Origin of the sequence: Pseudactinotalea sp. HY158, assembly GCF_009660225.1 — a bacterium.
In the GTDB taxonomy this organism is placed as follows: domain Bacteria; phylum Actinomycetota; class Actinomycetes; order Actinomycetales; family Beutenbergiaceae; genus HY158.
The window spans coordinates 1,378,102-1,391,014 of sequence record NZ_CP045920.1; the positions used below are offsets into that span (position 1 = coordinate 1,378,102).

Annotated in this window: 11 protein-coding genes; 6 read left to right on the forward strand and 5 right to left on the reverse strand. The window is 71.9% G+C overall.

The annotated features are described in order from the left end of the window. Positions 1 to 117: 117 nt before the first annotated feature. The 3 genes from GCE65_RS16540 to GCE65_RS06125 form a co-directional block, all read right to left on the reverse strand. Complete coding sequence (locus GCE65_RS16540) at positions 118 to 249, reverse strand: putative transporter small subunit (protein WP_228760137.1); 132 nt, start codon at positions 247 to 249, stop codon at positions 118 to 120. Continuing rightward, positions 246 to 1,907: a sodium:solute symporter family protein gene (locus GCE65_RS06120; RefSeq protein ID WP_228760138.1), complete on the reverse strand. Its 1,662-nt coding sequence runs from the start codon at positions 1,905 to 1,907 to the stop codon at positions 246 to 248. Before GCE65_RS06120 ends, GCE65_RS16540 begins: the two co-directional genes overlap by 4 nt. A 298-nt stretch (positions 1,908 to 2,205) precedes the next feature. After that, positions 2,206 to 2,733 (reverse strand): YbhB/YbcL family Raf kinase inhibitor-like protein, encoded by a 528-nt coding sequence (locus GCE65_RS06125; RefSeq protein ID WP_152818766.1) that lies wholly within the window; start codon positions 2,731 to 2,733, stop codon positions 2,206 to 2,208. Positions 2,734 to 2,903: 170 nt separating this feature from the next. Here GCE65_RS06125 and GCE65_RS06130 point away from each other — a divergent pair, with 170 nt between their 5' ends. The 5 genes from GCE65_RS06130 (at position 2,904) to GCE65_RS06150 (ending at position 7,868) form a co-directional block, all read left to right on the forward strand. Further along, positions 2,904 to 3,773, forward strand: a complete 870-nt coding sequence (locus tag GCE65_RS06130; protein ID WP_153877758.1) for a hypothetical protein — start codon at positions 2,904 to 2,906, stop codon at positions 3,771 to 3,773. Further along, entirely contained in the window at positions 3,773 to 5,392 is a 1,620-nt protein-coding gene (locus tag GCE65_RS06135; RefSeq protein WP_194928846.1) for a DNA polymerase Y family protein, read from the forward strand. Before GCE65_RS06130 ends, GCE65_RS06135 begins: the two co-directional genes overlap by 1 nt. A 250-nt stretch (positions 5,393 to 5,642) precedes the next feature. Continuing rightward, complete coding sequence (locus GCE65_RS06140; RefSeq protein ID WP_228760139.1) at positions 5,643 to 7,109, forward strand: DHA2 family efflux MFS transporter permease subunit; 1,467 nt, start codon at positions 5,643 to 5,645, stop codon at positions 7,107 to 7,109. Positions 7,110 to 7,161: 52 nt separating this feature from the next. Then, a complete protein-coding gene (locus GCE65_RS06145) occupies positions 7,162 to 7,449 on the forward strand; it encodes a type II toxin-antitoxin system Phd/YefM family antitoxin (RefSeq protein WP_153877760.1) in 288 nt (95 codons plus the stop codon). Continuing rightward, entirely contained in the window at positions 7,446 to 7,868 is a 423-nt protein-coding gene (locus GCE65_RS06150; RefSeq protein ID WP_153877761.1) for a PIN domain-containing protein, read from the forward strand. Before GCE65_RS06145 ends, GCE65_RS06150 begins: the two co-directional genes overlap by 4 nt. A 126-nt stretch (positions 7,869 to 7,994) precedes the next feature. Here the strand turns inward: GCE65_RS06150 and GCE65_RS06155 are convergent, their stop codons facing one another. Then, complete coding sequence (locus GCE65_RS06155; RefSeq protein WP_153877762.1) at positions 7,995 to 8,888, reverse strand: NAD(P)-dependent oxidoreductase; 894 nt, start codon at positions 8,886 to 8,888, stop codon at positions 7,995 to 7,997. A gap of 143 nt (positions 8,889 to 9,031) precedes the next feature. Beyond that, on the reverse strand, positions 9,032 to 9,328 hold the full coding sequence (locus tag GCE65_RS06160) for a hypothetical protein (RefSeq protein ID WP_153877763.1): 297 nt from the start codon (positions 9,326 to 9,328) through the stop codon (positions 9,032 to 9,034). A 287-nt stretch (positions 9,329 to 9,615) separates the two neighbouring features. On the opposite strand from GCE65_RS06160, the gene dnaE reads away from it, so the two are divergent. Then, on the forward strand, positions 9,616 to 12,903 hold the full coding sequence (gene dnaE, locus GCE65_RS06165) for a DNA polymerase III subunit alpha (RefSeq protein WP_153877764.1): 3,288 nt from the start codon (positions 9,616 to 9,618) through the stop codon (positions 12,901 to 12,903). Positions 12,904 to 12,913 lie beyond the last annotated feature (10 nt).

Sequence of the window (12,913 nt, forward strand, 5' to 3'; positions counted from 1 at the left end):
CCCGGCTGAACACGGCTGAGCCCGGCTGAACACGGCTGAACCCGGCTGAACACGGCGAACGCAGGCCCGCCGGGTGCGGGCCTGCGTTCGGGTGGATCGATCCGGGTGGGCGAGGGGTCAGATGATGTCGCGGCCCTCGCGCCGGGCCTCGAGCCATTCCTTCATGAACCCGCGGCAGAGCACGAACAGCACACCGGCGACGATCACCGGCCACATGAGGATGTACACGGTCAGCAGAAACGTCGTCACGCCATCACCTCCGCCCGGTTGCTGTCGTCATCGCGGTCGTCGAAGTCGCCGACGCTCTTCTGGATCTGGGAGAAGTCGAAGTTGACCTTCGAACGCCACGACATCGCGGCACACACGATCGTGCTCACCGAATAGGCCACGAGCGAGCCACTGAGGGTTGCGTACGTGTGCAGCGTCCCGAACGCGAACGGGGCGACCCCGAGGGTGGCGACCGCGGCGATGATGAGCGCCGGCTTGAGGCCGAAGAAGCCGAAGGCCATGAGCCCGAGCACGACCCCGACGCCGACGATCGCGAGGACGTCGACGATCAGGCCGACCCCGCCGTCCATCGAGACGAGCGAGAACCGCACGGGGAGGAACACCACGAGGGCGGCGATGACCGCGACCGTGAACGCCGCGTTCGTGACCTTCTTCCAGTAGAAGCTCGCGATGACCGGGAACACGAGCGCGCCCCACAGGGCCCCGACGAATACCAGGAGATCCAAAATATTCAGTTGCATGCTGGCAAAGACGACGGCGATCGCGGAGGCCGCGACCATGGTGAGCCGGCCGATGGTCAGCATGAGCTTCGGGTCGGCCTTGTCCTTGCCGACGCTCTGGCCGTACATGTCGGTCATGACGATCGAGCTGAGCGCCGCCAGGTCGGAGTCGGCGGTCGAGCTCAGCGCCCCGATGATCATGATGAAGAACACCGCGAGCAGCACGGGGGAGAGGTACTCCGCGGCCATCTGCGGCACGAGGTTGTTCGGGTCGCCGCCCAGGGGGTCGACGCCCAGGTACAGGGCCATGACGCCGAGCATTCCCACGCCGATGACCATCGCGCCGTAGCCGACGGTCGCCGTGATGAAGGTCGGCTTGATCAGATCCTTGCGCACCGCGAAGAGCCGCTGGGCGATCGTCTGATTACCGATGGCGTAGGCGAGGACCGCCGCGATATAGGGCGCACCCTGGTTCATGAATGCGTCGGAGGAGAAGAAGTTCGACTGCTGCGGGGTGAGGTTCGCGGCGCCGGACTCGAACATCGTGGGAAAGTCCGCGGCGAAGAAGATGACCGGGATGAGCACGGCGACCGCCCCGAGCATCGCGATCACCTGGATGAAGTCGGTGAGCACGGAGGCGCGGAAGCCGGACCACAGCGTGTACAGCAGCACGCCCGAGGCCACGATGATCACGCCCTGGATGAAGTTGAACGGGGAGAGGAGGCTGATGAGCACGCCGCCCGCGATGAAGTTCGACATGAGCGAGATGACGCTGCCCACGACGTTCGACCCCGCCAGCATGAGCTGACTCGAGCGGCCGTGCCGGGCGAACATCACCTCGGCCAGCGTGTGGGCGCGGGGGGCGACCTTGCGGATCCGCTTTCCGAACGGGTAGATGAAGAGAATCATCAGGGCGCCCCAGAGACCGTAGTGGATCGGTCCGGAGATGCCGTAGGTGTAGCCGGAGGTGGCCGAGGCGTACATCGATGATGCCCAGATCCACGTCGCGGTCATGCTCGCCGCGGAGATGCCGAAACCGACCTTGTTTCCGGCGGTCATGTATCCATCGGCGTTCTCTTGCTTCTTCCCGATCCGGGTGGAGATCCAGAAGGTTCCCCCGTAGAAGAAGAGCAATAATGCGATAATGGTGAGTGTGTTGAACTGGAACAGCTCGTTCACGCACCCCTCCTCACGTGTTCAATTATTCGTCGAGTTTCGTATGGTGTCGGTGGACATGCGGTGTCCGCCGAGGTCTCGGCTGTGGTGATCACTCTCCTCGTTCGCGCACGCTGACGTGCCGACTCGACCTCTCGAGCCGGGCGGCGATCACCGCGGCGGCCGCAGGAGCACTCGTAGGTCCACGCGGCCGGGGCCGATCGCCAGCATCTGACCATAGCCCATGGACGGCACTGCCCGGCACCAAGCGGGTCCCTCGATGCGGCAAAGCCCGGACGTGTCGGCGGGGGAGGTGGGTGGGTCAGCTGCTGAAGGTCACGGTCAGGGTGGCCCGGGCCAGCGTGTGGAACAGGGAGAGGAAGGCGAGCTTGGTGGGGGAGGTGGCGGCGGTGACCTCGAGTGCGTCCACGTCGAGGGCGTGCACCGCGAACACGTACCGGTGGGCGCGGTCGCCCGGAGGCGGCCCGGCGCCCTCGTAGGCGAGGGCCCCGCCGTCCGTGCGCACGTGGAGGGCGCCGCCGGGGAGGGTGTCGTCGCCGCTGCCGGCGTCCTCGGCGAGCGCGGTCACGCCGACGGGCAGGTTCGCCACGCCCCAGTGCCAGTACCCGGCGGGGGTGGGGGCGTCCGGGTCGAAGCAGTTGATCGTGAAGCTGCGGGTCCGGTCCGGGAAGCCGGACCAGGCCAGCGGCGGGGAGACGTTCGCCCCGCCGATGCTGAACCGATCGGGCAGGCGCGCACCGGCGTCGAGCACCGTGGAGGTGAGTGCGAACGAGGGCACCGCGGGCAGCAGGCCGTAGGGATCCGGGGCGTTCGGGCGATCGAGATCCATGATGTTCCTCACGTCGATGGGCTGTGCGTCCACCGTACCCACGCCCGCCGACACGTGGGCCCGGAGCGGTGTGGTGGATGCGGTTGACAGGCGGGGACGGGCGACGTTCACTAGAACACGCGTTCGACTGTCGGCGGGTGGTCCTACGGTCGCGGCAGGAGGTGATCGCCATGGCACGAAGCATGCTGGAGGACGACGCAGCTCGCCCGGGGAGTCGTCTCGCCGGGGCGGATGCTCGGGAGGGGTGGGAGGCGCGGCGTGAGCGTGCGCTCGAGGTGCTGCGGCGGGCCGAGGACCGGGTCGGGGTGCGCGCCCCCGGACCCCGGGGGCTGTCGCCGGCGCGAACGGGAGTCGCCGAGCAGGTCGATCGGGTCGATCGGGTCGATCGGAGCGAGCGTGCCGAACGGGTCGATCAGGTGCCGACCTGGGGGGCGGGACCCGCGGACGGCTGGGTTCCGGTGCCGGCCCCGTTCGCGCCGGTCGTCGCGGGCCTGCCGCGCGGGGGCGCCGTCCGAATCGAGGGGTCGACGTCGTTGCTGCTGGCCTTCGCCGCCGCGGCCACGACCGGTCCCGGCCGCGGGGAGGGGTGGATCGCCGTGGTGGGGATGCCCGACCTGTGCCTGGCCGCGGCCGCGGGAGCGGGACTCGATCTGGACCGGGTCGTGGTCGTGCCCGATCCGGGGGAGCGGGGGGCGGGGGTCGCGGCGGCGGCGGTGGACGGGTTCGAGACGGTCCTCCTCGGGCCCGCGGTGGGGCTGCGGGAACGGGAGCTGCGTGCCCTGCTCCACCGGGTGCGTCACCGTTCGGGGGTGCTGCTCACGAGCGAGCCGTGCCCGGGAGCGGCGCTGACGGTGCGGGTGACCGGTCGTAGCTGGCAGGGCGTCGAGCGCGGATTCGGCCTGCTGAGCGGCCAGGAGATCCGGGTGCGCCTCACCGGCCGGGGGGTCGACCGGTCGATGCAGGTCCGGCTGGACGGCGACGGGCTCACCGGGCTCGAGGGGCCGGCGGGGATGCCGGCCTCCCTGGCGCGGGTGGGATGATGGCCGCCGAACCGGTCGGGCGGCGGATCGCGGTGCTCTGGGTGCCGGACTGGCCGGTCGTCGCGGCCATCGCCGACGGACTCCTCACCGCCGGGGACGTCTCGGCGGTGCACGACGGCCGGTGTCTGACCGCCGTCTCCGCCGCCGCCCGTCGCCAGGGGCTGCGGGTGGGGATGACCGGCCGGAGCGCCCGGAGCCTGTGCCCGCAGGTGGTGTTCGCGCCCGCCGATCCCGGTCGGGACCTGCGCGCGTTCGACCCGATCGTGCAGGCGGCCCAGGGGGTCGTCGCCGAGGTGGCCCTTCTGCGCCCGGGACTCCTCCAGCTCGGGATCGCCGGGGCGGCCCGCTATCAGGGCAGCGAGCACGCGGTGATCGACTCCCTCATCGGCGCGGTGGCCGAGGCGGGAAGCGAGGCGCAGGCCGGGGTCGCCGACGGGCTGCTGGCGGCGATCCTCGCGGCCCGGGGCCATACGCTCGTGCCGGCCGGGGAGTCGCCCACCTTCCTCGCCCCGCACCCGAGTCGCACCCTGCTCCTCGCGGCCGGTACACGGGCGATGCGTGCCCAGTACGAGGATCTGATCGGGCTCTGGCGGCGCCTCGGGCTCGCCACTCTCGGAGACGTCGCCCGGCTGCGCCCGGCGCATGTCGGGCCGCGGTTCGGGGACGTGGGCCTCCAGGCCCACCGGCTCGCCCGCGGGGGCGACGTGCAGGCGGCCCGGCCCTACCGCCCCGAACCGGACCTCGCCGTGCACGTCGAACTGGAGCCGCCCGCGGCCCGGATCGACGCGGCCGCCTTCGCCGCTCGCAGGCTGGCCGAGGATCTGCACCGGCAGCTGCAGCGCCGAGGAATGGTCTGCGCCTATCTGCGGGTGAACGCCCGCGCGCAGAACGGCGTCACCCTGAGCCGCAGCTGGCGTATCGACGGCGCGCTGACCGCGAATGAACTGACCGACCGGGTGCGCTGGCAGCTGGAGGGGTGGCTCGCCGGGCGCAGCGGCCTCGCCCCCAGCGCCCCGCTCGTCTTCCTCGAGCTCGGCGCCGAGGATCTCAGCCCCGCCGCGATCGCCACCGACGGGCTCTGGGGGCGGGTCGGACGCGGCCAGGCCCAGGCTCATCGGGCGGCGTTGCGCATGCAGTCCCTCCTCGGCCCGGAGGGAGTGCTCACCCCCGTGGCCGAGGGCGGGCGGTCGCCGCGCGACCGGATCCGGATGGTGGCCTGGGGCGACGACCCCACCGCCGACCGGGAGCCCGCGGCCCCCTGGCCCGGACAGATCCCGCCGCCGCTGCCGGCGAGGCTCCCGGCCGGTCGCCATCCCGTGACCCTGCTCGATGCGCGCGGCCACAGCGTCCATCTGAGCGACCGGGGGATGCTCACCGCCGATCCCGCGACCCTGGCCGGGGTGCCGGAGGCCCGGCGGATCACGGGCTGGGCGGGTCCCTGGCCGCTCCACGAACGGTGGTGGGAGGACGATCCGGCCGGGCCCGCGCCACCGGTGCGCGCGCACCTGCAGGTGCTCTGCGGCGACCAGGGGGCCTTCCTGCTCGCCGTGGGCGGTGGGCAGGCGGGAGCGGCCGGCGGCGGCGCGGGCGAATGGTGGATCGAGGGAATCTACGATTGACGCCGCTGCCCGCGCCCGCCCACCTCCCGCCGACCTACCGCCGATCTCCCGGCGATGGGGCGGAGACGCTCGTCACCGATCGAGGAAATCAACTGGGACTCCGGTGACGGATGGCGGTATCGTGCTCTGGGGCATTCGCCACCCACCGGCTCGAGTCCGGATCGCATGGGGCGGCGCCGGGAGATCCGGCCCCGGCACAGACACGAATGGTCACGGGCATCACCGGCTCGGCCACGGAAGGAGCACGCGAGTGCCCGAGCAACACACACCGGCCGCCGTCACACGTGACGACCCGCAGGCCCCGAGCACCGGCTCGGGCCTCATCATCGGGGTCATGGTCGTCGCGGCGTTCGTGATGATCCTCAACGAGACGATCGTCTCCATCGCGCTGCCCGATCTCGCCGTGGTCATGTCGGTCACGACCACGACCGTGCAGTGGCTCATCAGCGGCTTCCTGCTGACCATGGCCGTCGTCATCCCGACCACCGGATACCTCCTCCAGCGGTTCAGCCCGCGCCGGATCTTCCTCATGGCGATCGGCTCCTTCGCCGCCGGCACGCTCCTGTGCGCCGTGGCGCCCACCTTCCCCGCGCTGCTCATCGGGCGGATGGTGCAGGCGTGCGGCACGGCGGTCATGATCCCGCTGGTCATGACGACGGTCATGCGCCTCGTGCCCCCATCGCGGCGCGGCGCCACGATGGGCACGATCTCCATCGTCATCGGCGTGGCGCCCGCGATCGGCCCCACGGTCGGCGGGGCGATCCTCGCCGCCTTCGGGTGGCGGTGGATGTTCTGGCTCGTGCTCATCCTGGCCCTCGCCATGTTCACGGTCGGGATCGCCCGCCTGCACGTGCCGAACGAGACCCGCCGGGTTCCACTCGACCTCGTATCCGTCGCACTCTCGGCGATCGGCTTCGCCGGGATCGTCTACGGACTCGCCTCCATCGGCCAGGGCGGCGGGGTGCTGCCGCCCTGGGCGTCGCTGGTCATCGGCGTCGCCGGCATCGCCCTGTTCGTGTGGCGGCAGGGGCGGCTCCAGCGTCAGGACCGCCCCCTGCTCGACCTGCGCACGCTCACGCGCCCCCGGTTCCGGCTCGCGCTCATCCTCTCGCTGTTCCTGTTCATGGCCCTCATCGGGGCCGGCGCGATCCTGCTGCCCATCTATCTGCAGAACGTGCTCGACCACGGGACCCTCGTCGCGGGGCTCGCGCTCCTGCCGGGCGGCCTGGCCATGGCTGCGGTCGCGCGGCCGGTCGGTGCCCTGTACGACCGCGTCGGTGCCCGGCCGCTGGTCATCCCCGGCGCGATCGGAATGACCGTGGCGCTGTGGATCCTCGCCCTGCTCGGGGGCGGCGCCCCGCTCGGGGCGGTCATCGCCGCCCACGTGCTCCTCATGCTCTCCCTCGGGCTCATGATGACCCCGCTCATGACCGACTCCCTCAGCGCCCTGCCCAGCGATCTCTATTCGCACGGGAGCGCCCTGCTCGCCACCCTCCAGCAGGTCGCGGGCGCACTGGGAAGCGCCGTGTTCGTCACCGTCGCGGCCCTCGGCAGCGCGAGCCCGGGCGGGATCCCCGACGCGACCGGCATCCGGGCCGGGTTCATGGTCGCGGGCGGCATCGGCCTCGTCGCCGTGGTCGTCGCCTGCCTGTTCAAGCGCCCCGACCCGGCGGAGGCGGCGGACGTGACGGACGCGCTCGCCGACTCCGGCGGCTGAGGAAGACGTCACTCGTATTGTACGTGCTTGTACAAGCACGTACAGTCAATGCATGGAGACGATCAGCGCGAGCGTCGCGCGTCAGACCCTCCCCGCCCAACTCGATCGCGTCGAGGGCGGTGAGCAGATCGCAATCACGCGCCACGGGCGCGTCGTCGCCGTGCTGGTGGATCCTGCAACGCTCGTGCCTCGGCGTGCTTCCCGGGCATGGGGTGAAGCCGACCGTATCCGTGCGCTCCTCGAGGAAGCCCGGGCTCGCCCTGTGAGGGGAGCCGCGATCAGTATCGAACGTGCCGAGGGGCTGGTCGAGGCCGTCCGCCGCGGTAGAGCCGAACGGTGAGCGTCCTCACGGCATTCCACGCCGACGTCCTGATCTATGCCGCCGCCGCCGATCATCCGACCGGGGCGCGGGTGGCGGCGCTCTTCCCGACCGATGCGCCCTCGATCGTCGGGATCGGGTCGGTGCTACTCCTCACGGAGGTGCTGGCGAAGCCCATGCGCGATGATCCGAATTCGGACGAGACGGCGGCGCTGCTGAGCCTGCTCAGCCGGATCGAGCTCCTCCCGGTCGACGAGGCGGCGGCGCGGCTCGCCCTGACCCTGTCGATCACCTATCGCCTGCGCGCTGCGGATGCCGTGCACCTCGCGAGCGCCGTGGCCGCCGGTGCCGACCGGTTCCTCACCGATAATCGCAAGGACTTCCCCCGGGCGATCACCGAGATCGACGTCGTGTACCCGGATGATCTGCCGGTGCGTTGAGCGTGCGCCGGTCACACCGCTGGGTGTTCGACAACGTCTCGGTCGTACCCATGGATCGGTAGCACCTCCCTGACCTCCTCGAGGGCGGTGCGTTGCGCAGCTGCCCGTGTCGGGATCGGCCGAGCCTCACGCCCGCTCCAGGTAGGCCTGCACGCCGGAGGAGTCGAGATCGCCGAGCCCCGCGGCGACCATCGCGTCGTAGACCCCGGCCGCCGCGTCGAGCACCGGTGAGGGGATCCCCGACGCGCGGGCGACCTCGTGGGCGTAGCGCAGGTCCTTGATCATGAAGGAGGCGGGGCTCGCGGGGGAGTGGTCGTGGTCGACGAAGCGCTGCCCCTTGACCTCGAGCAGCCGTGAGCCCGCGTAGCCGCCGGCGAGGATGGGCACGAGTGCGGCCAGGTCGAGCCCGGCCCGCTCGGCGGCGACGAGCGCCTCGGCCAGCGCGGCCGTGGTCGCCGCGACGATGAGCTGATTGGCCGCCTTGGCCACCTGCCCGGATCCGAGCGGGCCCAGGTGCACGGCACTCCCGCACGGGGCGAGCGCCGCGGCCGCTGCCTGGGCCGGGTCGTGATCGCCCCCGACGAAGATGCTCAGGGAGCCCTCCCGCGCCCCCTCGACCCCGCCGCTGATCGGCGCGTCCACGAGTGAGACGAGCCCGCCGGTGCGTTCCGCGAGCCGCGCGCCCAGGTCTCGCACGCCCGCGGGCGAACTCGTCGAGCACGCGACGAGCGCGAGCGGATGGTCCGTGCCCGCGAGCAGCCCGGTCTCGCCGTCGAGGACCTGTTCGAGTTCGGGCAGGTCCGGCAACACCGTGAGGACGACGTCGCTCACCCGCGCGAGATCGGCCGGCGTGGGCGCCCACTCGGCCCCCGCCGCGAGCGACTCCTCCGCCGACGCGTGCCGGCGCGCGTGCACGTGTAGCGCCCGCCCGGTGGCGGCCTGTGCCCGCGCGATATGGACGGCCATCGGGGACCCCATCGCCCCCAGGCCGATGAAACCGATCCGCTGATCCGTGCTCATGGGCTCACGGTACCGGGAGGGCGGAGAGCGGTCACCCCGAGTCGCGCCCGAAGGTGGGGGCGTGCGGCGGTGGACGTTCTCGACGACCGAGAGGTCGCCGAGGCTGCGGGACTTGACCCTTTGCTACCCACATTTCTCTCACGCTAACCCTCGGGACCGTCTGACGCCCTGGCCTCCCGCGTCTGGGCTGCAGTGAGCAGGTCCTCTTCGTCGCCGTGATCTCCGCTTTGCTCAGGCAATTGCATTGATATGAGGGCTGTTGCAACGAATGCCGCAAAGAAGGAGATCAGGAGTGTGATCTCATCTTTGAGGAGGAATAACTGGCCCACGAGCCCGAGGTTGCCGACGAGTAGCCAGGTGGGCTGTCGTCCCCGTTTCCAGGTCGTGTAGACGAATCTTCCAATAACAATCCCGGATGCAGCTGCTGCGAAGATGTGCATGCTTACACGTCTCTTTCAATAGAGAGGGTGGTGCCGCCTCGGCGAGCAGGTCCTCCACGATTTGTCGATCGGCACATTCTCCGCTCTCCGCCCGGGTGGGGATCGTTGAAAATGATTACCGCTCCGACATGCAAGGTGGCAGTGACTGCACTGCGCGTGCCCCTCGGCATTGACGTTCTCCTCCCTATGCCCCCTTGGGGCGATGGACTCTAGGTAAGCACACTCCTCTCGATCGTGGGCTCGGTTGGGGGGTCTCTGGCGTGGCGGGGTCGAGTATGCTAGAACGCATGTTCGACTACGCGGAGCTGCACGCCCACTCCGCCTACAGCTTCCTCGACGGGGCCAGCCTGCCCGAGGAGCTCGCGACCGAGGCGGCGGGCCGGGGCCTGCGCGCCCTGGCGCTGACCGACCACAACGGCCTGTACGGGGTGGTTCGTTTCGCCGAGGCCGCCCGCGCCCTCGGCCTGCCGAGCATCTTCGGGGCGGAGGTCACCCTCGACTCCGCGGCGGATGCGGGCGGCTCGCCCGAGCGCACCGGCACGCCCGACCCGGGCGGGAACCACCTCGTGCTGCTCGCCCGCGGTCCGGCCGGCTATCACCGCCTCTCCCGGGCCCTGGCGCTCGGGCACCTGGCCACCGGCGTCAAGGGCCGTGTGGACTACAGCCTCGAGGGCCTCGCCGAGACCGCCGCCGGCGAATGGATCGTGCTCACCGGCTGCCGCAAGGGCGCCGTGCGCCGCGCCCTCGAACCCGCACCGGGCCGCTGGGATCTCGACGCCGCCGTCCGTGAGACCCGGCTCCTCGCGGACACCTTCGGCCGCACGAACGTCTACGTCGAGCTCACCCACCACGGCGCCCCCGGAGACGACCTGCGCTGCGCCGCACTCGCCGAGGTCGCCGCCCGGGCCGGGGTGGGGGCCGTGGCCACCGGGGCCGTGCACTGCGCGACCCCGGCCGATCAGCCCCTGGCCACCGCCCTGGCCGCCACCCGCGCCCGGCGCACCCTCGCCGAGATCGACGGCCGGCTCCCCGCCGCACCCGCCTTCCTCCGTTCCCCGGCCGAGATGGCCCGCCTGCACGCCCGCACCCCCGGCGCGCTCGCGGCCACGGTCGCCATCGCCGCCGAGACCGCCTTCGACCTGGCGCTCGTGGCCCCCAACCTGCCCCCGTTCCCCGTGCCGGCCGGGCACACCGAGACCACCTGGCTGCGCCACCTCACCGACGTCGGCGCCCGGGAGCGCTACGGCCCGCCGGAGGCCGAACGCCAGACGGGCGCCTACGCGATGCTCGAGCACGAGCTGACCACGATCGACCGGCTCGACTTCAGTGGCTACTTCCTCATCGTGCACGAGATCGTCGAGTTCGCCCGCGCGAACGGGATCCTGTGTCAGGGCCGCGGCAGCGCCGCCAACTCGGCCGTGTGCTTCGCCCTCGGCATCACCGCCGTCGACGCCGTGCAGCACCGGCTGCTCTTCGAACGCTTCCTCTCCCCGGGCCGCTCCGGACCGCCCGACATCGACATCGACATCGAGGCCGGCCGCCGCGAGGAGGTGATCCAGTTCGTCTACTCCCGCTACGGGCGTCACCACGCCGCCCAGGTCGCCAACGTCATCTCCTACCGGCCCCGCTCGGCGATCCGCGACGCCGCCCGGGCGCTCGGACACGACGCGGGCCGGACCGACGCCTGGGCCAAGGGCATCGAACGCTGGGGGAGCCTGCGGCCGGCGGGCGACCCGCCCGGGGCGAGCGGCGTCGTCCAGAAGCGGGAACGCCCCACCCGCGACGGCCCGTGGATCCCCTCACCGGAGGCGGAGGCGGCGGCCCGCAGCGGCGACGGCGGCGACACGGCCGGCATCCCCGCACCCGTGCTCGACCTGGCCGAGCGGTTTCTGCGCCTGCCCCGCCACCTGGGCATCCACTCCGGCGGCATGGTCATCTGCGAGGGCCCGGTCATCGACGTCGTGCCCGTGGAATGGGCGGCGAAGGAGGGCCGCACGGTCATCCAATGGGACAAGGACGACGCCGCCGACGCCGGCCTGGTCAAGTTCGACCTGCTCGGGCTGGGGATGCTCACCGCGCTGCGGATCGCGTTCGACACGGTGCGCGAGCTCACCGGCACCGACCTCGACCTGCACAGCATCCCGCAGGAGGACGGCGCCGTGTACGACCTGCTGTGCGCCGCCGACACGGTCGGGGTGTTCCAGGTGGAGTCCCGCGCCCAGATGGCCACGCTGCCGCGGCTGCGCCCGCGCCGCTTCTACGACATCGTGGTCGAGGTGGCGCTCATCCGCCCCGGCCCGATCCAGGGCGCGAGCGTGCACCCCTATATCGAGCGGGCACGCGGGCGGGAACCGGTCACCTATCTGCACCCGCTGCTCGAGCCGGCGCTGGCCAAGACCCTCGGCGTGCCGCTGTTCCAGGAGCAGCTCATGCAGATCGCGATCGACGCGGCCGGGTTCACCCCCGCCGAGGCCGACCGGCTGCGCAAGGCGATGGGCTCCAAACGGTCCGCCGAGCGGATGGAGGCCCTGCGCGGCCGGCTCCTCGAGGGCATGGCGGAGCGCGGGATCTCCCGCGAGACCGGGGCGGAGATCTTCGAGAAGCTCAAGGGATTCGCCGACTTCGGCTTCCCGGAATCGCACGCGTTCTCCTTCGCCTACCTCGTGTACGCGAGCGCGTGGCTCAAGGTGCATCATCCGGAGGCGTTCTACGCCGCGCTGCTCGCCGCGCAGCCGATGGGGTTCTACTCCCCGGCCTCGCTCGTGGCCGACGCCCGCCGCCGCGGGGTGCGGGTGGAGCGGGCCCGGGTGGACGTCTCCGGGGTGCAGGCGCAGGTGCACTCCGACGCCGCCGGGCTGTTCGTGCAGCTCGGGCTCGCGCCGATCCGGGGCCTGGGGGAGAGGGCCGCGGCGGCGGTGGTCGCCGCCCGGGAGCAGTCGCCGCCGGCCGGGCTCGGGGAGCTGGCGCGCCGGGTCGAGCTGAGCGCCGCCCAGCTCGAGGCCCTCGCCACCGCCGGGGCGCTGGAGTGCTTCGGGCTGAGCCGCCGCGAGGCGCTGTGGCAGGCGGGCGCGCTCGCGGGGGCGAATGGACGACGTAGCAAGGGTTTCGTACAACCGGTGCTGCCGTTCGAGGTGGGAACCCGGGCGCCGGCCCTGCCGCCGATGGACGAGGTGTCCACCGCCGTGGCGGACGTGTGGGCGAGCGGGCTCTCCCCGGACTCCTATCCCACCCAGTTCCTGCGGGCGGAACTGGAGCGCGCCGGGGTGCTCACGGCGGTGCAGTGCCAGCGGGTGACCGACCGTCGCCGGATCCGGGTCGCCGGGGTGGTCACGCACCGGCAGCGGCCCGCCACGGCCCGCGGGGTCACGTTCCTCTCCCTGGAGGACGAGACGGGCCTGGTCAACGTCGTCTGCCCGGTGGCGGTGTGGGACCGCTACCGGCGGGTGGCCCGCACGTCGGCCGCCCTGATCATCCGCGGGATGGTCGAGCGGGCCGACGGGGTGAGCAACGTGCTCGCCGAGACCCTGACGGACCTGCCGCTGCGGGTGCCCTCCCGCTCGCGGGACTTCCGGTGACGGCCGATGC